18 protein-coding genes are annotated in these 22,010 nt (G+C 49.2%); 1 reads left to right on the forward strand and 17 read right to left on the reverse strand.

What is annotated here, in order from left to right; translation table 11 throughout:
* Positions 1 to 44: 44 nt before the first annotated feature.
* From AK95_RS32220 to AK95_RS32250, 7 genes are all read right to left on the reverse strand, one after another.
* Positions 45 to 932 (reverse strand): YwqG family protein, encoded by an 888-nt coding sequence (locus tag AK95_RS32220; protein ID WP_071224094.1) that lies wholly within the window; start codon positions 930 to 932, stop codon positions 45 to 47.
* A gap of 166 nt (positions 933 to 1,098) precedes the next feature.
* On the reverse strand, positions 1,099 to 2,238 hold the full coding sequence (locus AK95_RS32225; protein ID WP_071224096.1) for a hypothetical protein: 1,140 nt from the start codon (positions 2,236 to 2,238) through the stop codon (positions 1,099 to 1,101).
* Entirely contained in the window at positions 2,235 to 3,692 is a 1,458-nt protein-coding gene (locus AK95_RS32230) for a sensor histidine kinase (protein ID WP_071224098.1), read from the reverse strand. The genes AK95_RS32225 and AK95_RS32230 overlap by 4 nt, the downstream gene beginning before the upstream one ends.
* A 3-nt stretch (positions 3,693 to 3,695) precedes the next feature.
* Positions 3,696 to 4,394 carry a response regulator transcription factor gene (locus tag AK95_RS32235; RefSeq protein ID WP_071224100.1) on the reverse strand — a complete coding sequence of 233 codons (699 nt, stop codon included), beginning with the start codon at positions 4,392 to 4,394 and terminating at the stop codon, positions 3,696 to 3,698.
* An 89-nt stretch (positions 4,395 to 4,483) separates the two neighbouring features.
* Entirely contained in the window at positions 4,484 to 5,923 is a 1,440-nt protein-coding gene (locus tag AK95_RS32240) for an N-acetylmuramoyl-L-alanine amidase (protein WP_071224101.1), read from the reverse strand.
* 299 nt (positions 5,924 to 6,222) lie between these two features.
* On the reverse strand, positions 6,223 to 8,511 hold the full coding sequence (gene metE / locus AK95_RS32245) for a 5-methyltetrahydropteroyltriglutamate--homocysteine S-methyltransferase (protein WP_071224103.1): 2,289 nt from the start codon (positions 8,509 to 8,511) through the stop codon (positions 6,223 to 6,225).
* A 195-nt stretch (positions 8,512 to 8,706) separates the two neighbouring features.
* A complete protein-coding gene (locus tag AK95_RS32250; protein WP_071224105.1) occupies positions 8,707 to 9,285 on the reverse strand; it encodes a biliverdin-producing heme oxygenase in 579 nt (192 codons plus the stop codon).
* Positions 9,286 to 9,515: 230 nt separating this feature from the next.
* Between AK95_RS32250 and AK95_RS32255 the strand changes: the two genes are divergently transcribed.
* Positions 9,516 to 10,208, forward strand: coding sequence for an aspartate/glutamate racemase family protein (locus AK95_RS32255; RefSeq protein WP_071224107.1), 693 nt, complete (start codon positions 9,516 to 9,518; stop codon positions 10,206 to 10,208).
* 99 nt (positions 10,209 to 10,307) lie between these two features.
* Here the strand turns inward: AK95_RS32255 and AK95_RS32260 are convergent, their stop codons facing one another.
* The 10 genes from AK95_RS32260 to AK95_RS32305 form a co-directional block, all read right to left on the reverse strand.
* Positions 10,308 to 10,964, reverse strand: a complete 657-nt coding sequence (locus AK95_RS32260; protein ID WP_083397785.1) for a GAP family protein — start codon at positions 10,962 to 10,964, stop codon at positions 10,308 to 10,310.
* Positions 10,961 to 11,734: a MerR family transcriptional regulator gene (locus tag AK95_RS32265; protein WP_071224381.1), complete on the reverse strand. Its 774-nt coding sequence runs from the start codon at positions 11,732 to 11,734 to the stop codon at positions 10,961 to 10,963. The genes AK95_RS32260 and AK95_RS32265 overlap by 4 nt, the downstream gene beginning before the upstream one ends.
* Positions 11,735 to 11,895: 161 nt before the next feature.
* Complete coding sequence (locus AK95_RS32270; protein ID WP_071224382.1) at positions 11,896 to 12,990, reverse strand: GerAB/ArcD/ProY family transporter; 1,095 nt, start codon at positions 12,988 to 12,990, stop codon at positions 11,896 to 11,898.
* 21 nt (positions 12,991 to 13,011) lie between these two features.
* Positions 13,012 to 13,233, reverse strand: coding sequence for a hypothetical protein (locus AK95_RS32275; protein WP_071224109.1), 222 nt, complete (start codon positions 13,231 to 13,233; stop codon positions 13,012 to 13,014).
* Complete coding sequence (locus AK95_RS32280) at positions 13,230 to 14,438, reverse strand: Ger(x)C family spore germination protein (RefSeq protein ID WP_071224110.1); 1,209 nt, start codon at positions 14,436 to 14,438, stop codon at positions 13,230 to 13,232. The genes AK95_RS32275 and AK95_RS32280 overlap by 4 nt, the downstream gene beginning before the upstream one ends.
* 59 nt (positions 14,439 to 14,497) lie before the next feature.
* On the reverse strand, positions 14,498 to 15,970 hold the full coding sequence (locus AK95_RS32285; RefSeq protein WP_071224112.1) for a spore germination protein: 1,473 nt from the start codon (positions 15,968 to 15,970) through the stop codon (positions 14,498 to 14,500).
* Between the two features lie 222 nt (positions 15,971 to 16,192).
* Positions 16,193 to 16,864, reverse strand: a complete 672-nt coding sequence (locus AK95_RS32290; protein ID WP_071224114.1) for a bifunctional 2-keto-4-hydroxyglutarate aldolase/2-keto-3-deoxy-6-phosphogluconate aldolase — start codon at positions 16,862 to 16,864, stop codon at positions 16,193 to 16,195.
* Between the two features lie 26 nt (positions 16,865 to 16,890).
* Entirely contained in the window at positions 16,891 to 18,552 is a 1,662-nt protein-coding gene (locus AK95_RS32295) for a hypothetical protein (RefSeq protein ID WP_071224116.1), read from the reverse strand.
* A gap of 239 nt (positions 18,553 to 18,791) precedes the next feature.
* Positions 18,792 to 20,654, reverse strand: a complete 1,863-nt coding sequence (locus AK95_RS32300) for a glycoside hydrolase family 35 protein (protein WP_071224117.1) — start codon at positions 20,652 to 20,654, stop codon at positions 18,792 to 18,794.
* A gap of 37 nt (positions 20,655 to 20,691) precedes the next feature.
* Positions 20,692 to 21,945, reverse strand: coding sequence for an alpha-L-fucosidase (locus AK95_RS32305; RefSeq protein ID WP_071224119.1), 1,254 nt, complete (start codon positions 21,943 to 21,945; stop codon positions 20,692 to 20,694).
* Between the last annotated feature and the right edge of the window lie 65 nt (positions 21,946 to 22,010).

Genomic DNA, 22,010 nt, shown 5'->3' on the forward strand with positions numbered 1-22,010 from the left:
CCAAGAGCCGATGGAAGTTGCTGTCATTGCTCGCTCCCTGTTAGTCAGCTTGAATACAGCGAACAATACGTCCGCTCAAAATTTCCGGCCATCAAGTCCTCTTTTCGCATGTAAAATTGCAGCTCACCGGCATCCCACCAGCAAAATCCTACATCGTCGTCCGAATCGATCGCGAGCAGAAGCAGTGTATCCCGAATTTCCTGCTGGGCTTGCTCCGCGTTGCCTCCGCAATGATCGGTGATCTGCTGCATAGCCGCCTCCATGGAGTAATTGTACTCGGATCCGGTTAGCAGCATTAAAGCAGCCTCATGCTCACAATCTCCGTGCTGGGTAGAGGGATAGCCAAAGATCATTGCAATGTCGTCAGATCCCAGTCCAGTCAATTGATGACACAGGTCCTCATAAGATTCAAAATCGTGCTCCTCATCCTCGACGATTGCGTCATCCACATATGCGTAATTAGGAGGCTCAAGCGTAGCTCTGGCTTCAATACGGTAGCCGGTGAATTCTTCTTCTAACGTGGTTTCCTCAGGAGCCTGGCGTCGAACCGCTGCCGCCGTCTGATCCTCTGTCAGATACAGAACCCGATGTTCAATATTATAGGCAGGCTCATCAACGCCAATGAAGAAATACAGCATTCCGCCCAGTGGAAGCGAAGCGGTGGCATCATGAGCTGCCACATCCCTCAACTGCAGCTGTGCCAAAAACGTCATCGGCGTACCTTCCGAAGTCAGTGGCCATTCAATTTCTTCGGGAAGATCCGGATCTCCGCCAATCCGTGAATGGCACGGCCTGGCATAGTCCTCCACTCCCTTTTTGGATAACCGTATGCCTTGGCGCGTATGTTCGATTAAATAGTCAGCTGCATGTTCAAATTGGTGTTCCTTGATGATGCTCTGCATCTTGATCAAGTTATGTTCGTTTAACTGCATGTCTTGTTCCTCTTCTATTCAAAGTTTAGATAATAATCATAACAAAAAACGAGGATTTGCACGATTCCCTTCTCATCCTTAAAGAGAAAAAGCGGCAAATCGAACGCCTATCGTTCAATCTGCCGCATCGCGAAGAATAAATAGGTGGTCGAAGAACCCTCCGCCTTTACTTGAATTCGATTATAAATGGCTGATGTTCTGTCGGTCCGATCGCAACAGGCCCCTGCTCTTTGACATAATTTTTGCGGCCGTTCACGAGAAGCCGGCGATGGTCCGGACTCCAATACATCTTAGAAGGTATGACCCCATGATAGATGGGTTCTGCGCTCAGTATATTCTTCCCTTGAAGCTTACCTGCATAAATTGTATTCTCCCCGTTCTGGGAATAGGCGATATATTTGCGATCCTTCGAGAACTCATAGCTATCCACCTTCTCCAGCAGAATGGACAGCTCATGATTTCTGCGGTCATATACGAACAGGGTTCCCTCCGTTCCTAAGAATACGAATTGATCATCGTTCAACCATGCGGCTTGGTCTGTGCCGATATCATGCTCATACTGAACATCAATCGCATTGCCGTTGACGGCACCCATAGCAATTCGGCGACCGTGACCGTATTCGTCCAGAACGATGAGCGCCATTTTCCCGTCATCCGAGACGATCACCTTGAAGGGAAGGGCTTCCGTTTCAAGACCCTGCAGTCGATAAACACGTGCCGATTCCGCTTCCGTATCAAAAATCCCGATGCTGGACTGCCTTTTGTTTGATTCCATCACCATATAGCTTACAAACCGGCTGTTGCCGGACCAAGTCGGTTCCTCAAACCATAGCTCCTGATTGGCATCTGTCGTAGCTTCGAGGCTTTCCACCTCCCCGCCCGGATATGCTATCAATTGCAGAAAAACGCCCTCCTCCGTTTTGGCAATTCCCGAAACATATTTTCCATTGGGGGACAATTGATAGGAAAGCTTATTCATTTCAATCTCTAATGAATGGTCAACTCGCTCGTATGGGGATGGAAAACGCTGCAAGCTCAATTTCGCCGCGTCCACTGCTTCGGTTTCATAAAAAAGACCGACTACCGACTTGGATGATGACCAGCCGAGCAATTCAACTGGAGCCTTGGATTCTGGCATTCGATAAATCGTCTTCACTTGGAAAGGCCGGCTTCCCTCGTCCACGGCTTGATCCGATTCCTCGCTGGGGATAATGACGGTCTCTGATTGCAGTTCGCTTGCACAGCCGGTCAGTAAAATCAAGGCAAGAGCATAGCATAATTTTAAACGTTTATATCGATATCTCATTGGACAGCCCCCGTCTTTACATAAGGAATTTCAACATAGACGACAGTATGAAACTTCTCGCTGACGATACGGATGGTTCCGCCGTGATCATCGACGATGGATTTAACGATACTGAGGCCCAGACCCACACTGCCCTCTTCCTTCTGCTTCTGGCTCACCGAGTAGAACGGCTGGAAGACGTTTGCGAGCTCGTCATCCGGTATGGGCTCTCCGGGATTATCGAAGGTATAACGAACGCTTCCGTCCACACGCTCAGCCTTGACGGTAATTTCCGATTGGGCGGCACTATATTTGATGGCATTATCCAGAAGATTGATAAAGAGCTGGCGCAGCCGATCAGGCTGGCCAAGCACGAAGGAACCTTCCTCTGCTTCGCAAACGATGCTCTTTTTATAGCGCTTGGCCCGGAACGACATGGAGTCAACTACATCGCGCAGAATTTTCCCCGAATCCACAAGCTCTACATCCTCTTCTCCAGCGTTGTGCTGCGATACTTCCAACAGCCTTAGCACCATGCCATGCAGACGTCGACTCTCTTCAACGATGTGATTCATGCCCTTATCGAAGAACTCCCGATCGTCATCCCCTTTCTCCCGAATGATCTCGGCATAACCCAGAATGGAGGTGAGCGGCGTTTTGAGTTCATGGGTCACATTGTCAAAAAAACGTTTCTCCTGCTCATTTAGCTCCTTCAAGCGATCCCGGTCACGCTCAATCGTGGATATCTGGCTACCGATCCGGTCGATCATGTCATTGAAATTCAGAGCCAGTTTGCCAATTTCATCTCTTCGCCGGAATCTGATTCGAACATCCAGGTTTCCGTTCTTTACTTCAGTGGAAGCGCGGGTAAGCTTCACTAGCGGTATGGTGATATTCCTGGACAGCAGGTACGAGAACAGGAACGCTGCTCCGAATATGGCAAGCGCAATGTAGAAAATAATGTCCATGATCCGGCCGCTTTGTTCGTAGAGCAGGGTAAAATCCTTGGTAAACCTCAATATGCCCACCTTGACTCCATCGATGATAACCGGATATGAATAGAGAACGGTTCCGCTGTTTCGACCATAGGTGATGGTATAGGCCGTCTTTCCCTCGATCGCTTGGCGAAGATCCGCATCCGAGGGTCCCGAGAATCTTCTCTCGTCCGATGAGAACAATAACTTGCCGTCGACGGTGTACGCGCTGACATGGCTAGAGGTAGCATGCTTCAAATCATTCACCATTTCCTCGGCCATCTGCCCGAAATAAAGCTTATTGTTCGTAAAATGATTGATAAGGAAAGCTTGCCTTACATATACATTGCTGTTGTTTTTAAGTCCAACCAGATCGGAAGTTACGATCTTCTGATTGCTTGTCCGAATGATCTCCTTGACGGTTTGATTGAGTACGAGGAACGACAGACTGAAGATCACAAAAAAACCAACAATAAACTTGGCTCTGATGGTCCGGATCATCTCTTATTCCGCCTGCTTCTCGAATTTATAGCCGATGCCGAATACGGTTGTGATCAAATCGCCGGCATCCAGTTTTTTGCGGAGCCTCTGAATATGCGTATCCACCGTCCGGGTATCCCCAACAAAATCATATCCCCAGACCAAATCCAGCAGTTCCGAGCGTGTATAAATTTTCCCCCGGTGGCCGTACAAGGTCAGGAGAAGATCAAATTCCTTCGGCGTAAGATCAACCGGTCTTCCCTCTTTCTTGACCAGTCGCTCTTCCATTGCGATTTCGATATCCCTGAAGCGGATCACGGCTTCCGGCATTCCTCCCCTATCCCCTTGGTTCGCCTGATCCAGCCGCCGGAGGATCGTGCGAATTCGGGCGATTACCTCCCTCAGATCGAAGGGCTTCGTAATGTAGTCATCGGCACCAAATTCTAGCCCGAGCACTTTATCCGTGATGTCGGATTTTGCCGTAATCATGAATATGGGGATGTTATAGTCCGTTGTTACTTTTTTGCATATATCGAGCCCGCTTTGGTCGGGCAGCATCCAATCCAGAAGGAGTAGATCGGGATGAAATGCCGCAAGCTCCCTAAAGCCTGCGGCACCGCTGGCCGCGGTACGGGTTTCAAAACCCTCCATCGCGAGGCCATAGGCCAGCAGATCGGCGATCGGCTCCTCATCTTCGATAATGAGAATTTTTGTTTTTTTCATGAAGTCTCCATTCCTAATTCACGAGCTATTTGATGATTCGATTTTAGCATATCCCCACAGTTATGATAACCTGATCACCTACAAGCATATTATGTCTGTGATTCAGGCAAATGCAGCAGATCCGGTACGGTGACAAAAGAATATCCTTGATTCTTCAAATCAGGTATTAACAGTGTAAGTGCCTCAATGGTGTTGGCCAGATGATTCTTACCATTTGCGGTATGCTGAAGAATGATGCCTCCTGGCTTCAACTGCTCGTGGATGATTCCCATGATCTCCTGAGCAGGCACACCTGACCAATCCATCGTATCTACAGACCAGTTCACAATAGCTAGATCCTTATTTTGTATAGCTTCCACTTTGTCCTCATCCAAAGCGCCATAAGGCGGCCTGAACAAGGATGGCCGATAACCAATGATGTCGTTCAGTTCCTCCTGTGTATCCATGACCTGCTTCATCGCTTCCTCCATGGATAACTCCTTGAAGTTGGGATGTGACCAGGAATGATTTCCTATGACATGACCTTCCTCTTTAATCCGCCGCACAGTCTCAGGATGGGCCTCAGCCCGGTTTCCCAGAATAAAAAAGGTAGCTTTAATATCGTTTTCTTTCAGGATATCAAGAATTTTGGGCGTAACAATGGCATCCGGTCCATCATCGAATGTAAGTGCGACCTGTTTGCCGTCTTTCGCTGAACCATTAAAATACACCTTCTTCTCCATGGGCCGAATTCCGCTTTCAGAGGTATCGGGCGATCTTTCTTCATCTAAATCACTCGTTCCTTGGTGTTCAAGCGAGAGCTCCTGCGATCCCAAAAAATATTCTCTGAGTCCATCGACAATAGCCTGCGCAGCAAGGTCTTGTCCTTCATCGCTCAGCAGGAAACGCTCATCCTCCGCATTGGTAAGATATCCAACTTCAACAAGCACTGCGGGCATCCTGGGTGTACCTAGCACTTTTAGTTGTTCTTCCTTTATGCCGCGATCACGGAGTCCAATTCCCTCCGCCAAATGCGTCTGAACGGCTTGGGCCAATGGAATGCTGTCCTGGTTTCTGTATAAGGTTTCTGTTCCTGATACCATAGGATCCGTATAGGTGTTGCCATGGATGGAGATGAAGGCATCCGCATTCCCATCATTCGCGATCGCTCCCCGCTCCTCCAATTCTATGAATTGGTCATCCGTTCGTGTCAAGAGAGGCTCAAACATAGGATCCTCCTCAAGGAGGGCAGCAACCCGTCCGGCAAGGGACAGATTGAACGCCTTCTCATATGCGCCGCTGACTCCTGTAGCTCCAGGATCCTTTCCCCCGTGGCCTGGATCGATGACGATCCGAAATGTTTCTTGATGATTGGGCACGGCAGGAAGCGTCTTATAGTTATCTGCAACTCTAGCAGATGATGCAGGCATCAACTCTACCGTTGATGAACCGACGTGCCATGCCAATTTGAAGCCGACGATAAGCAGGATTGCAATAAATAGAATATAGAAGACTCTGGTAAATTTCTTTCTTTTCTTGTAATTGTTCATGGCTCCTCCTTCTGGATGATCGTGCTAGATACGATTCCATAAGAAGAATATAATCGCCGGATGTGACAACGATTTTACCAAGATGTCAACAACTTGTGTCCGATACTGTACTATGGATACAAACAAAAGTATTTTCATAGATTCATGAGGATGCAAAACCACCGCGCAGAAAAAAAGCCGCATGTGTGCGGCTTTCTCGAATTCATACACTTTTAAATTTATAAACCCGACGTGTCTCCTCCCTGATTCACCAATGACAGATCGACGTAAATCGTACAGGCAGACGGCTTGTGTCTGCGTTACACGTTCAACGAATAGGACGAGCGAGCGATCTCCGTGGCTAGAACCATGTTACGAAGGGATGCGACTGTTTCTTCCTTACCGCGTGTTTTGAGGCCGCAGTCCGGATTGATCCAGAACAGCTTCGGATCCAGGACCCGCAGCGCACGCTCGATCATGCTTGTCATCTCTTCCACTCGAGGTACCCGCGGACTGTGGATATCATACACGCCTAGTCCGATCCCTAATCTGTACGTATTGACCTCGAAGCTATGAATCAGCTCGCCATGACTGCGCGAAGTTTCAATCGAGATGACATCGGCATCCATCGCCTCGATCGAATCGATCATGTCATGGAACTCGCAGTAACACATATGCGTATGAATTTGCGTAGTCGGCTGAACCGTGCAAGTGGTCATACGGAAGGCTTTAACAGCCCAAGCGAGATACTCCGCTTGATCTTCCTCCTTAAGCGGCAACCCTTCGCGCACCGCTGGCTCATCCACCTGAATCATTCCTATGCCCGCCTGCTCCAGCGCCTCTACTTCCTGTCTTAGGGCATAAGCCAGTTGATAGGCGATCTGTTCCCGCGAGATATCTTCGCGGACGAACGACCAGTTCATAATCGTAATCGGGCCGGTTAGCATCCCTTTCACGGGCCGGTCCGTCTTCGATTGTGCATATTTCGTTTCCTCCACCGTCATCGGTTTCTCGAATGCCACATCCCCGAAGATCACAGGCGGTTTTACGCAGCGTGAGCCGTAGGACTGAACCCATCCAAACTGAGTGAAGGCAAAACCTCCAAGCTTCTCTCCGAAAAATTCAACCATATCCGTTCTTTCGAACTCCCCATGCACAAGCACATCAAGGCCAATCTCTTCCTGCAGCTTGATCCAAACATCGATTTGCTCTTGAATGAAGCGCTCATACTGCTCATGGCTCCACTCTCCCTTACGCCACGCCTGACGTGCCTTGCGAACCTCGGCTGATTGCGGGAAGCTGCCGATTGTCGTGGTCGGAAAAATCGGCAGCTGCCATTTGTTCTCTTGAGCTACATGACGCTCCGCAAACGGCAGACTGCGAACCGGATTCTGTGCACTAATCTCTGCAACTGCCTGCTGAATATCATGGCGATTCCGCTCTCCGGATTGTTTCAGCGCCTGAAGCGCAGCATCGCATGCTTCCAGTTCCTTGGTAATTCGGGCTGCTCCTGTGGAGATTGCTTTTGTCAAAAGAACCAGTTCATTCAGCTTCTCGTCTGCAAAGGCGAGCGCCCCTTTCAATTCTAGCTGCAATTTCGTTTCGCTGCTCACCGTCACCGGAACATGCAGCAAGCTGCACGAAGATTGAACAATCAGACGTTCAGGGGCTACGTATTTCGTCAGCTCTTCCAATTGTGACAGCTTCTCGCGAAGAGACGCCTTCCAAATACCCCGTCCGTCGATTATGCCGGCGCCCAACACCTTATTCGCAGGAAACCCTGACTGTTTAATCGCTTGCATATTGCCTTGGTATCCGTGCACCAGGTCAAGACCGATGCCGCTAACCGGAAGCTGGATAATATCCTGATAGTTTTCAACGGATTCAAAATAGGTTTGCAGCATGATGTTCAATCCTGGTGCCGAAGCCGCAAACGTTCCATAAATGCTGGTTAACCGCTTAAGATCGGCATCGCTTAATTTTGTAACGAGTATCGGCTCATCGATCTGTACCCATTGAACGCCTTCTTGGGCAAGCTCCTGAAGAATCTGTACGTAGAGCGGTAACAATTTTTCCAACCAAGCATCCGTCTCCGACGACTGATATCCTTTGGACAACTTCAGGAAGGTTAGCGGACCGACAATAACCGGCTTGCCTTCTATTCCGAGCTTCTCCTTGGCCTCCCGATAGGCTGCAAGGGGTCTGTTTTCTGTCAGTACCGGAGCAGCCCCATCCAATTCAGGCACGATATAGTGATAATTGGTATTAAACCACTTGGTCATTTCACTTGCCGTAGCATCCTTCGTTCCGCGTGCAATACCATAATATACAGACAATGGCACAACGCCGCCCACATAAGAGAAGCGTTTCGGTACGATACCAAACATCGTCGCCGTATCCAGAACATGATCATAATAACTAAAATCATTAACCGCAATAAGATCGATCCCGCTCTCCTGCTGCTTCCGTAAATGATTCAACCGAATCTCCTGCAGCTGTCTGTGAAACTCCGATTCTTCCAGCTTGCCTGCCCAGAATGCTTCCAAGGCTTTCTTCCATTCCCGATCAGCGCCAATACGTGGATATCCCAGTACACTGCTTTTTGCCATCTATGTAACACTCCTATACAAATTGTTACAAGAAAGATATCATGTATTGATCGGTATAGTGTAACTCATATAAGCTATATCTAGTTATAGCCTATGGCTATAGCTAGATTGGTATGCGTGTAACGCATGTTTCGCTTCAACGCAAAAAAACCGCAAAACGCGGTTTTTCATCAAGGTTTCTCTATGGTTTTCTAACTATTCTCTGATCCAAGCATCCAGCAAACGAAAAGTTTCTTTAGCCGAATGTATAATCACATCCGGATCCTCCCCGGTATTGAGCAGTACTTCCCGGAATTCGGTCCATCTTGGCTTGGTCTCTTGACCATATGCATAGAAATAACGTAAACCCGACTCCGGACTCAGCGGCAAGAACTTCATCACTTGTTTCGTAATGACTTGGCCACCAAGTGTGGATCCCTCAATAACATACAGATATCCTAATATTCGTGCTTGGCTGCTCAGCTCTGGCAATTGGCTGCACAGTGGCAATTGTGCAATCTCATCAGGATTCATTCCCAGATGAATAAGATCTTCTTCCAATAGATTCGATTTCGTTCGGATTTCCAGATCCAAACCAAGATGGTTCACGGCACCCTCTGCCTTCAGCTGCTCTTCGGCCGGTTTAATAAATCCGTAAAATTTCGCTAAATAAGACCGATATTGATCTATGGTCAAGGTCTGATCGAAGGCCGCTTTGGCGTATGGATTCTGTTCGATTCGTTCATGCTGGGCTGCCGTCTCTTCTCTTATCCGTTCTAAAATCCGCGTGCTCATGGATAACCCCCTCAATGTCTCAGGCTGTAATGCAAGGACAAGCACACCTGTAACAAACCGCTACAATTAAGTATCGGTCAGTCGATGAACCCTGCGATTAATATATCATACCGAGGATACGATGAATACATAGCAGGCTCAAAGGTGCCCGATATCATAAGATAGCAATTGTTATGCACGTTGAAACACCCTATAATAAAATTTACTTCGGACTGTAAAGGAGCTTAACTATGAAGACAATTGGACTAATCGGGGGAATGAGCTGGGAATCCTCCATTGAATACTACAGAATGATAAATGAGCAGGTGAGAAGCCAATTGGGTGGCCTCCACTCCGCCAAATGCCTTATGTACAGCGTGAACTTCGAAGAGATTGAACGCTATCAATCCGAGGGGAATTGGAAAAAAGCCGGTGAAACATTAGGTGAAGTTGCACTTTCACTAGAAAAGGGCGGCGCCGATTTTATTGTGATATGTTCCAACACGATGCACATGGTACTAGATTACATAGAAGAAAGATTAAGGATCCCTGTGCTGCACATTGCCGATGCTACGGCTAATCAAATCCATGAACATGGGATGCGTACAGTAGGCTTGCTTGGAACCAAATATACCATGGAGCAGAATTTTTATAAGCAACGATTAGAATCTAATGGTATTCAAGTGCTCATCCCCAATGAACAAGATCGAGAGATCGTAAATAAAGTGATATACGAGGAATTATGTCTCGGTAACATCCAATCGAATTCAAAAGCTCACTATAAAGAAGTTATTGAACGGCTGATTCAAGTTGGAGCCGAAGGAATTATTCTGGGATGTACGGAGATCGGATTATTAATAAAACCCGAGGATTCCAATGTTCCTCTGTTTGATACAACCTTCATACATGCCATTGAAGCCGTCAATAAATCATTGGAAAGCTGACTCTACGATTTTGCTTTCCCTTCCTGATGTTGGGAGAGGATCCAAGGTGATTCTCGGCATCCTCTCATTCAGCATGCTTCTTATATAAATCGGGTATCATCACAAGTTATCTATGCTGTTCAGCACCAGAATCAGCCCGGCAATACACAAAACCCATGACAGAATCGATCCGGAGCTCTGCGCGATTTTCAGGCGCAGCTTCTCCAGCGGACGCTGCATCATGCGGCCGAATACGAGGTGTAATCCAAGCAATAGGATTGGAGGCAGCACCATCACGATATTGTATGCAGCCAGGATGGGCATCCATTGAACCGTTTGTAAATGAGCCGTAGTCATCAGCCCGATAGCCGCAAAGTATGGAAGGGCTGTTGCTACCTCCAGCAGGGACGTCGTGAATCCAAGTCCGATCATGGCTCCGAAGCTTTTGGATCTTGGACGGCGCGGCTCAGATGTTTTTTTCGTGGGGATAAAGAAACTGAAGACAAACAGGACACCGCCGACAATGGTCATGATCCAGCTTACCGTTCGATTTTGAAAAATGCCGCTTACGGATTGCAGAACGGCATCCAAACCCAGCATAAGCGCAGCCCCTACCAGGAAGTAGAAGCCTGCCACTGTGAATAAATAAATGAATAAACGCGGGATTAGCCTGTCCCGTTCAGTCAAGAGCAAATACACCGTTACGCCAACCGTTGCTGGACTCAGCATGTCCAAGAGGGATAAGGCTCCAATGGAGAGCAGCAGTTCCAACGTCAAGATGTCTCCCCCACTTCTACTTGTTCTTTGTCCTTGCGTAATACATAAATTTCGAATGCCTGTTCCATGAAATGAAGAAGAGCATCCTCGATGGGATATAATCCCATCTTCTCGGACTGCGCCGGCGATTTACGGATCTCCCACAGCTTATCTATGAAGGGATCTTCATCTTCAAATACCTCAAGTCGTTTCTCATCCATCCGTCGTACAATTCGCTGCACATCCGGTGAATCGGGACCGTCCTGCATCCGCCTTTTGAGCTGCCCCAACAGAGCAATCCACTCGAGAGAGTCGGGGTCCGTGCTGTTCATATTAGGGAGTAAACTTAACAACTCCACTTCGCGGTTCTCAAACATCTGCTGCCTGAACGAATGCTTTAACGATGGGTCTCTTCCAGAGAGGTGAATCAATTTCTGAATAACGTCCCAGCTTGTCTCACCTTCCATCGCAATACTATGAAGCACGGTCCGCAGCGCCGATTCCATCTGGTTCAGCTTTTTTTGTTCGTTCATAACGAAGTCCAACTGATTCATCAGGCTGGTGGACCAGTTCCATTCCGGGTTGGAAATCATATCCGATATTTCTTGCAAACTGAAGCCCAGCCTTTTCAGAAACTGTATTTGCTGCAGCTTCTTTAATTCCTCATCACTGTATATACGATGTTTGCCCGGTGTTTTGGCCGCAGGAATCAGCAGGCCAATCTGGTCATAATAGCGCAGCGTTCTTACCGTAATCCCCGTCTGCTTGGATAAATCTTGAATGGGAATCAACTTCATCACCTGCTTTCCTAAAGTCTCGATAACTTCACTATACAGGATGACGCTACGTCACTTTCAAGCTTTTTAACGAAAAATATGACCGTTTGTGGTTTGATGCAGCCGGCACAAAAAATGCCCGAGTTATCGGGCTTTGTTCTAATGCAGAATGGAATTCACTTCAGTTTGATGATTTTTGTTCTGGTTAAGCCAATCAGATAGAGTCCGATGGGAATCATCAGCAAATGGAGGAGCGCATAGCTTGACCACACGTTCTGAATGATATCGGCAACATAGATGGTGTTGATGTATGTATTCCAGGCCACGATCACAAACAGCACGGACAATGGATAGATTAACGGGTTTTGTTCCTTTAGTCCGAACACGGTCTTCATGCCTTGAAGAATCGAAAGATACAAGAGAGAGATCTTGATAAAAAAAGTCAGGATCCAAAGTGTAATCAATATGCCTTCCACACGTTGGAAAAAGTTTCCTAAGTTGATCGTCTTCGCAAGTGCAAATGCCGGAAACGTACTATTCTCCGTCTGCTCAATGCCCAGAACCAGCACGCTGAGCAGGACGGTAATGCCGAGCACGATCCCGCCTGCAGCGGCTCCCCACATCAATGCCTTCCCCCCTTTCCTCTCCCCCTTAACCAGAGGCAAAAAGGTCATCAGCACAATCAGTTCCTGAAACATGGAGGAATGGAATCCTGCCTTGGCAACTGGCATCCAGCCCTCCTCAAGCATAGGCTTGATATGGTTCCAATCGATCTGGGGAATCAGCGAGAGGACAAGGACCAAGAACAGAAATACAATCCACGGAAACATCAATTCACTGACACGAGCCAAAAGAATGATGCCCATCCTAGCGCACATGACAGCCGCTATCAAGAATAAGATTTGAATAGCCTCGATCGGCGTATCCGGCATCATCTCGCTGCTCAGGAAAAAACCCAAGTTGCCAAGCAATGTGCCCGTAAGAATCAAAAAGTAAAAAAGGTAGAGCAGCGAGAGAATCTTTCCCAGCAACTTCCCCAAAACCTTCTCATGGATCTCAAAGATCGTTTGGCCAGGATAGACACGCGCGATGGCTATGTACAGCACAACCATAAGGAGGTTAATGAGGATACTGAAGAGGGAAGCCATCCACGCATCTTCCCGTGCGGTATGCGCTAACCCGGAGGGGGTCACCAGGATCGAGGTTCCGATGGTTAAGCCAAAGGCCAGCATAAAGAATTGTCGTGCGGCGATATCCTTGTATTTGATCACGTACAACCATACCCTTCTTCGTTATGAGATCAACCTGTTCAGAGGTTGCATCAATGCGCTTATCCAATCCAGCGGCCTTAGATAAGGCACCTCCATCATATCTCCTATCAATGCAAGCATGGTTATTCCCCACACCGCATAGAATACGACCATGTCTCTAAGAGAGCGCAGTTTCAGGAGATGACGGGTTTCCGTAACGAGCACGATAACCAGAAACGATATGAATAACCAATGCCAATTCACGGCTCATCCACCTTTTGGTTTATGGGTTGTATGATGGATCCGATCCGCCGGATCGCTACATCTGCATCCACGCGGATATTCATCGTTTTAAAGCTTTCTCCCCAATGATCCCGGTATTTTTTCCAAACGTCCGGATATTTTCGGTGCAGGACCTCACCGAATCCAAAAACATCGGATCCATAACGCTGCTGCACCAGACCGATATGCTTCGAAATATTGGTGTTATATTTATCCTCGATATCCTTCTCTAATTCGTCGATGACGGCAGGTTGACTGATATCAATCGGACATTGAACGGCGTTCACGTCCGCTTCGATCTCCAATTCGGCTGAGAATTCAGGGATCCCCTTCGAATTGAGCGTAACATCAAGCGATGTGTCTGCCCGGTTTACCGCAAACCCGACGATGCCTCCGTCCGGACATGAAATATATCCCGCCGTGTTGTCGACTCTATTCAAGACATAATTGACGGCCTTGCTAGGCGGTTCCCCCAGCCATCCCACTAACCGGTCCCCTTTAAACACGCCTAATCCCGTATGTTGAAGCAGCGTTGAAGGACTGATTTGCTTCACATTCTCCAGAGACTGTGCTTCTGCTAAACTGCCGTTTAACTGGACCCCGGATAATACAGGGTCTGAGCCGCTGCGCTTTAACTCCGTCACAAACTGCTGCAATGTAACTTTCCCCGTCGCTGCCCATTTTTTCTGCGATATCAGAATCGAGGAATAGAGCGAATTTGCCGGAACATACTCGAATGGCGTAACGACCTCCAGGATGTCAGAGGCTTTCCCGTTTTTGGCAACGAGCATGAAGAAATCCGTTCGAAGCTGATGATTCCGGGAGATATAATCGAGCACGTCGCTGACTCCTAGCCGGGCCAAATCTTCCCCAAATACCAACACCCGGACATGGGACAGATACGGCATCCGAGGTGCCATGCTCAGCATGCGCTGAAGGGCATCGGGGATGGTTTTACCGACTGACTTGTATGTTACGACCGGAAGACTCCCCATGGATCCACCTTTTTTGGACCCCGTCTCACTGGAATTGAGCACTTGAGCAGAAACGGCGTACCCATTCTCGTGGGTATCGATTCCAAGTGCCATGACGACGGCAAGCTCATTCAGTTCTTTTTTGCTCCAGCATCCAGGCGTTATGGCTAGATTGACTATAAGCAGGACTGTAAGTACTTTTCTTTCCCACATCCATAACCAGTCCCATCTGTCTAAAATAAAGAATTCGAGTCATGACGTAAAAAGACGGCTCATGTCTTGGATTTGGACAAGTATTTCTTCATACTGTGGCGTGACAATCGCAACAATGCATCCTTCTGGCTCCGCCAGCGTATAGGTGCAAAAGAAGACATATAAGGAACCCCCATGGACTGCAAACTGCACAGGTGGAGGCCAATCATAATCATTCCGATTATCATTCCATACAATCCGAATGACGCTGCTATTCCCATTAGCCCAAATCTCAATATCCGGACCGAGATCCCAATATTAAAAGCCGGAAGGGCAAAATTGGCAATCGCCGTCATGGACACAACGATCACCATCGCGGCCGATACAAGACCCGCTTCGACGGCGGCCTGTCCAATAACCAAAGTGCCAACGATGGAAACGGATTGGCCGATCGATTTAGGCAATCGAATCCCGGCCTCTCGCAAAATTTCAAACGTGATTTCCATAATCAACGCCTCAATAAATGCGGGGAATGGCACCCCTTCGCGTTGACCGATCAAACTTGTCAGCAAATTGGTCGGAAGCATTTCCTGATGAAACGTAGTGATCGCAATATATAATGAGGGGGTAAGAAGCGCTATTCCGAAGCATAAGTATCGAAGAAGTCGAACCAAGCTGGCAAAATCCCAGCGTTGGTAATAGTCCTCGCTCGATTGAAACAGTTGTACAAACAGTGCCGGAACCACCAATACAAACGGCGTACCTTCCACAAAAATAGCAACTCGCCCTTCCAGTACTGCAGAAGCAATAACATCGGGCCGCTCTGAATTATATACCGTCGGAAAAGGGCTGTATCGATGGTCCTGTATCATCTCTTCGATATAATTGCTCTCCAGGACGCTGTCCAGCTTGATTGCATTCAGTCTTCTGCGCAGCTCATTGAGTACATCGATATCACATAAACCGTCCATGTACATCACGGCCAATTGCGTATTGGTGTGCTCGCCTACAGTTCTTTCTTCAATGCGCAGCTTAGGGCTTTGAATTCTCCGCCGGACTAATGCCGTATTCTCGCGGAGGGATTCAGTAAAACCTTCCCTCGGACCTCTTACCACGGATTGAGAAGTCGCGTCTTCAACTGCGCGCTGCTTCAGTGTTTCAGTACCCACATAAAGCGAGGTGGATGTTCCATCCATGAAGACGATCGTGTTCCCGGACAACAGTTTTTTTTCAACCTCTTGATAGGTTCGGGCTTCCCCCACTTTCCCCATTGTTATCGTCAGTTCCTTCAGCATTCTCATACGTTCTTCCGGGGATTGATAGGGGAATTCAATAAATAGCGGTAAATCCTTATGAATTGCTTCTATTAAAAGATGGGGATCTCCCATCCCTTCAATGTAAACCATCACCGTGGGGATAGCCCCCACAATTAACTCTCTGTATATGATATCTCCGCTCTGCCCGAATCGACTCTTCATATTTTCGATAAATTGCGCGATGGAAACCGGCAATTTTTCTTGTGAAACATGATTGCGTGTGGTGTTCTCCGTCATGTAAACGACTCCTCGTTTCTCCCTCATGGTCAGCTTTGCCTTACAAGGAATTCAATTACCTTCATTTATCTTTTCCTCTACTGTTCCCGCAGTTGGATATTATATACTTTTTGAGACAGGTCCTTGAAGTGAATTCATTCAAAATAAAACGCCTCTTGAAGACTCAGAGAGTCAACAACAGGCGTTATCTGATTTAATTTTTCTGCCAATTCCAAAATATAGTTACTGTGGCAGCCCTTTAGCCTGCAGATACGCTCTCTTGTATTCGGCTGCTTTATGTGCGATCAAGCTGTAATCCTGCCGCTTCAAAGCTTCGCTTGTCAGATCCGAGCCAATACCGACGGCTATAGCCCCCGCCTTAATCCATTCTCCAAGATTATCAAGCGAGACACCACCGGTCGGCATGATATTCGCCTGCGGCAGCGGGCCTTTGATCGCCTTGATCATCGACGGATCATACAGATTGCCAGGGAACAGCTTGACAATGTCCGCCCCCAGTTCAAGTGCTTCCTGGATTTCCTTGATCGTCATCACGCCAGGCATGACCGGAATCCGATAGCGGTTGCACAGCATCACGGTTTCCCTGCTCAGGCACGGCCCAACAACAAACTCGGCGCCGCTCAATATCGCAACACGCGCGGTTTCCGGATCAAGCACTGTACCTACCCCGATGATGGCATAGGAGGAAGGGTCTTCGGCGTTCCAGGAATATTTGCGCGACAACGTTTCAATGGCCCGGAGCGCAAACGGTACGGTCATCGTCACCTCGATCACTTTAATGCCGCCGGCAATCGCCTGTTCGGCCATCTCCACAACCTGCTCCGGCGTTTCGCCGCGCAGAACCGCGACCACGCCTTCTTCTGCTATTTTTTGAATCAGCTGCAATTTCTTCATCTTAACTCCTCTTTTCTATTCGATAACTATACAGAATACGATTCAAACGTACATTCCGCTCCGTTTATCGTTCTCGCTGAGCTGCCTGAAGCCATAACCTTCAGATGCAGCCGATCCTCGGTCATCCATCCTGTATACGCAACCTCAAATCCGCCGTCAGTCTTGAATTCCGGCCTGTGCCCGGACATTTGCCGTGCGAACGCCGCCAGTTGTCCGATCCCTATGTTCTCCGCTTCCCGAACGGTTACCGCTTCTACGGTGAGAGCCATTCGAGGGCCATGGCAGACGGCCAGATGATATCCGGACTGCTCCTTAATCTCATACGCAGTCCCGGGGCTCAAATGTACGGCAAAATAAACCTCATCTACCTTGCCGTATAGAGCTTCCGCCTCATACAGCCATTCTCCTTCCGGTAGAACGCCGACAACTTCACCGCCACCATCACCCGCTGGTTCCGGCAGCGGATACAGTGCAAGCACCACATTTTTGTGGTACAGCACCTCCATCCACTCACTCTGGTGGCGGGGATCGCTTCCTGAGGGATCATATCCCTCTCCCGGGTGAAAAAAATACAGCTGATTTGCCTTGCCGCCAGTGCGGACAGGCAGGCTGAACATCCAGCGCAGCTGCTCGTTGTCGAACTCACGAACCCGCTCCCACAATCCGCCCGCCGCAAAATGTTCCGTGACATAAGCATAGGAGTGCAGCTGCCGCATCTCGCCGTCAACCGATTTCATCAGAGCCTTGCGCACTTCGGTCGGTTCGCTTCGATCCAGGGCTAGACGACGATCAGCTTCCGGAGCTTCGTGGAACAGAAAACCGGCGTACTCCGTGCGCGGCATCTCCTCCGGAAGGCTAAAATCACCGAACTGGACATAATCGTGAAGCACATTGGCATCCCTCGGTGCATCATGCGGCCATCCTCTGGAGTGGGCTCCTACCCACGCCCCTTTCAAATAATAGGACGTGCGCAGGCTCCACAGCTCATCCAGCAGTTCATGAAGTTCCCGCTTTAATTCCGGTTCCTCCATTAGTTCCAACGCGCAGGTGAACGCCTGTGTCCAATGCCAGAACCACGGCAAGCAGCCGTATTCTGCCATGCCTTCCCGCCGGAGCAAGGTCAGGGTATTCCGAAGACTTTGTTTTCCGTCCTCCAGAAGTTCCTTATCATTGAACCGATGGCCGAATATTAGCTTGGCTGCCGTATATTTAGCCTCATGATGATTGCACACGGTGAGCGGCTTGCGAAAAAATCCTCCGTGGTAGATGTGTTCCAGTCCAGCCTCAAACTCAGCCGCCAAGCCCTCGCTCATCTCACTTTCAAACTTGCGATGAAAAAAAACCATCAAGCTCCCCATTAATTCAACCGGCAGCGTATGCGGACTCGCTGCTTCCGGCTTCGGCCCCAGGTTCAGCGGCCAGTGTCCGTACATCGGACTCTTCGCGTCCTTGTTCTGCAGTCGCAGCACACGACCCAGAACCTCCTCTGCCAGCCGTTTACCCTCCTGCCGGTTAAACTTCGGATCAATCTCAAGGTCTAGCGAAGCCGCAAACAGATAAGAGGCATAGTAGAAGTTATCACGCACATCCCCATGGAACCACAATCCGCTGGGTAATAGAGGCTGCCTCCATGCTTGTTCCGCAACGTTCCGAACAATCCGGTTCATTCTCTCTTTATAATCGTTCATTTGTTCTCCTTTCCCAATCCGATGGTAAAGCCGCTTCCCAACATAATGAAGATAAAAAACGAACTTAAAGAAACCAAATCCGAACCCATATAAACATTAAAAACCTAAATGAACAAAAAGGGAAGCTATTTTTCAGAACCCATGCCATCATGTATCTTGCTTGCAGGAAAAGCCCGACCAGAAGGATTTTCTGGCCGGGCATGTTGTACTCAATGAACTGTATTCCCTGTCGTGATGGACTATTTGTCTTCTTCCCCATCCTGTACAAAATTGAGCACAGCTTCGTCCACTGCCGCGGTTTGTCCAAGGTCCGGTTGATCTGACAGCTCGACTTCGCAAGATTCGGGACCGCCATGCAGTTCAAATAGAACCAGCTCGTTCTCCCCTTTACGCAATAAAGGGCCGGGAATATACAAGGCCTTCTGCGGCCCCGCGTTCCAGTACCGGCCGAGATTAAAGCCATTGATCCAGGCGACACCTTTGGTCCAGCCATCAAAGCGAAGAAACGTGTCTCCGATATCCTCCACCCGAAAGCTGCCGCGGTAAAATCGGGGCAGGCCCGCGTGTTCCGACTCCGGAATGGACAGCTCTATTTGCTCCGCCCGCCCTTCATCCGTAACCGGTGTATAAGAGAGAGAAGATAGCATTTCTGGCTCCAGCGGCAGGGTTCGGATCGTCCAGTCGTACAGGAATTGGTTATCGATTCTGACGCCTTCCGTGATTCCCTTGGAATCGCGGATTAGTGGGCCGTAATTGATCCGGCCCATGTTCTCGACAAGAATATCCAGCCTTGCTCCGCCTGCGGGTACGGTAATATCGAGAGGCTCTGATTTCCATCGTTCGATAACGCCAAGCGGCCGACCGTCCAGAAATACCTGCGCGCGATCACGAACCTCCTGAATATGCAGCTGCTGTCCTTGCCGCGGTCCCTGAATAAATGTGCTGTACAGTATAAAGCCATAGGACTGTCCGAATTTTTCCATCGGCTTGGTGCATACGCTTTTTATCGGTTCTGAGAGATGCTTTAGATTGGCATCCGCAAACAGATCGGCCATTTCAGACAACGCGACCTTTCCGTAAGCTACCTTTGGAATGGGATCCGGGAAGGCACACCCCGGCTTAAAACCATGCTTGTCGAGCACCAACCGCACCGCCTCATATTTCTCCGTCTGATCCCCCCATTCCGTCAAAGGGGCATCATAATCGTAGCTTGTCGTTGTTGGCTCATATGCCTGGATGTGATTCGCTCCACTGTAAAAGCCGAAGTTGGTTCCGCCATGAAACATATACATATTAATCGAGGAACCCTTCTCCAGCATTTCATCCAATACGCCGGCGACATCGACCGCATCCCGCACATGATGGTCCTCCATCCAGTGATCAAACCAGCCGTTCCAGAATTCCATGACCATCAGCGGTTCTTCCGCGCGATACTCCCGGTATTTGCCGAACGATTCTTCTACCCGGGATCCGAAATTCACCGTGGCGTGCACATCGCCAAGCGTCCCGCCCAGCAGCATCTCGTCGGTTGGCCCATCCGAAGTAAAGAGAAGCACATCAACGCCGCGCCGCACCATTCCTGCGCGCAAATATTCCAGATAAGCGTGGTCATTGCCGTAACTGCCGTATTCATTCTCGACCTGAACCGCCAGAATCGGTCCTCCGTTTGTAGACAACAGCGGAACCAGTCTCGGGATCAGCTCGTCGTAATAGTGATCCACCTTGCTTAAATAGAGCGGTTCACTGCAACGAAGCCGGATTTCTCCATAACCTAGCAGCCAGCCCGGCAATCCTCCAAATTCCCATTCCGCACAGATGAATGGGCTCGGTCTGACAATGACGTGCAGGCCCAGTTTCCCGGCTATTTCGATAAACGATACAACGTCGGCCATACCCCTAAAGTTAAATTCCCCTTCTTTGGGTTCATGCACATTCCATGCGATATACGTTTCAACGGTGTTAAAGCCGCAGGCCTTTAATTTTAATAGCCTGTCCTCCCAATATTCAGGAACGACACGGAAATAGTGAACCGCTCCCGATATGATCCGGTAAGGCTGCCCGTTCAGCAAGTATTGCCCGTTCTTCCAAGTGAGCACTCCCATTACAGAACCCCTCCACACCTTATATAAAATCCAACGTTTATTCCCCGCAGCGGTAAGCCGCCATACTTTTGATTTTCGGACTTGCTGCCGATTCCAGTACCCGCATACGCACCTTGTCGGCCGTAACTTGTGAGAATGCATCGATTTTCTTGTGACCGATCGCGCTGCCGCGTGTAAGTTCAAGCCACTCTCCATCGACGAAGGCTTCCAGCACATATTGACGGACCCGTTCCCCGTGAGCAATCTCCTCCATGATCACGACATGATCGATCACGCATGCTTGGGGAAGGGTCAATTGGGCGACCTCTCCCGATCCCGAGCATTCGGCCAGGGCATGACCGAACCGACGCTTGATCTCTCCGCCAAATGCCAGAAGCTGCTTTACATCTGCTTCCGGAAGCAGCCCGCGCTGGTCTGGAGCGACGTTGAGCAGCAAGGTCGCCCCATGTCCGACCGACCGATTGTAGATTTCCATTAACTGATCAACGGACAACAGCAAGTGTTCTTCATCCGGATGCCAGAACCAGCGGTCTTTGCGGATGGGGACATCGCATTCCGCGGGCACCCAGCCCGGCGTCTCCGGCAGCCACTTCAGCGATTCTTCGCTGAACATGCTGCCCCGCGAAGAATCGGCCGTGTTCCAGCAAGGATACGGAGCCACGCCATCCTCATTGCCGACCCAGCGGATCGTTGGCGCGCCCATATTAAACACCATGGCACCGGGCTGATACCTTTTAACGAGATCCATGATACGGGGCCAGTCATATTCGCGGCCTTCCGACCCTGCGCCGTCAAACCAAATTTCCACAAGCGGACCATAGCCCGATAAGAGCTCCTCCAATTGTCTGCAATAAAAGTCATCATACTTTTGCGGGTCGGCATAACACGGCTCGTGCCTGTCCCAGGGGGATACATAAATACCGAAGCCGATGCCCTCTTCCCGGCAAGCATCCGCGCACTCTTGTACGACATCGCCCTGACCCTCCTTCCACGGACTCGAGGCTACGGAATAGTCCGTTGTCGCCGTCGGCCACAGGCAAAAGCCGTCATGGTGCTTGGCCGTCAATATGAAATAACGGAATCCGGCTTCCTTCGCAGACCGGACCCACTGTTTAGCATCCAGGCCGTCCGGATTAAACAAAGACGGAGCATCCTTGCCTTCCCCCCATTCCTGGTCGCAGAACGTATTGATTCCGAAATGGCAGAACATCCCGAGCTCCATGTCCTGCCAGGCTAGCTGCTCCAGCGAAGGAACAACAAGCTGGTCCTTAAGCTTTCTAGATATGGACATAACTTCCCCTCCAACTCTCACCAGTCGTAAAAAAAAGGGCTTTGGGGAAGCCCGTTAAATGGCCC

Source organism: Paenibacillus sp. LC231 (assembly GCF_001860525.1).
Lineage (GTDB): Bacteria > Bacillota > Bacilli > Paenibacillales > Paenibacillaceae > Paenibacillus_AQ.

What these genes read in the sequence shown, in the direction of transcription:
- AK95_RS32220 (WP_071224094.1), bottom strand. Translation starts at nt 932, where the DNA reads ATGCAGTTAAACGAACATAACTTGATCAAGATGCAGAGCATCATCAAG.
- AK95_RS32225 (WP_071224096.1), bottom strand. Translation starts at nt 2,238, where the DNA reads ATGAGATATCGATATAAACGTTTAAAATTATGCTATGCTCTTGCCTTG.
- AK95_RS32230 (WP_071224098.1), bottom strand. Translation starts at nt 3,692, where the DNA reads ATGATCCGGACCATCAGAGCCAAGTTTATTGTTGGTTTTTTTGTGATC.
- AK95_RS32235 (WP_071224100.1), bottom strand. Translation starts at nt 4,394, where the DNA reads ATGAAAAAAACAAAAATTCTCATTATCGAAGATGAGGAGCCGATCGCC.
- AK95_RS32240 (WP_071224101.1), bottom strand. Translation starts at nt 5,923, where the DNA reads ATGAACAATTACAAGAAAAGAAAGAAATTTACCAGAGTCTTCTATATT.
- metE (WP_071224103.1), bottom strand. Translation starts at nt 8,511, where the DNA reads ATGGCAAAAAGCAGTGTACTGGGATATCCACGTATTGGCGCTGATCGG.
- AK95_RS32250 (WP_071224105.1), bottom strand. Translation starts at nt 9,285, where the DNA reads ATGAGCACGCGGATTTTAGAACGGATAAGAGAAGAGACGGCAGCCCAG.
- AK95_RS32255 (WP_071224107.1), top strand. Translation starts at nt 9,516, where the DNA reads ATGAAGACAATTGGACTAATCGGGGGAATGAGCTGGGAATCCTCCATT.
- AK95_RS32280 (WP_071224110.1), bottom strand. Translation starts at nt 14,438, where the DNA reads ATGTGGGAAAGAAAAGTACTTACAGTCCTGCTTATAGTCAATCTAGCC.
- AK95_RS32285 (WP_071224112.1), bottom strand. Translation starts at nt 15,970, where the DNA reads ATGACGGAGAACACCACACGCAATCATGTTTCACAAGAAAAATTGCCG.
- AK95_RS32290 (WP_071224114.1), bottom strand. Translation starts at nt 16,864, where the DNA reads ATGAAGAAATTGCAGCTGATTCAAAAAATAGCAGAAGAAGGCGTGGTC.
- AK95_RS32295 (WP_071224116.1), bottom strand. Translation starts at nt 18,552, where the DNA reads ATGAACGATTATAAAGAGAGAATGAACCGGATTGTTCGGAACGTTGCG.
- AK95_RS32300 (WP_071224117.1), bottom strand. Translation starts at nt 20,654, where the DNA reads ATGGGAGTGCTCACTTGGAAGAACGGGCAATACTTGCTGAACGGGCAG.
- AK95_RS32305 (WP_071224119.1), bottom strand. Translation starts at nt 21,945, where the DNA reads ATGTCCATATCTAGAAAGCTTAAGGACCAGCTTGTTGTTCCTTCGCTG.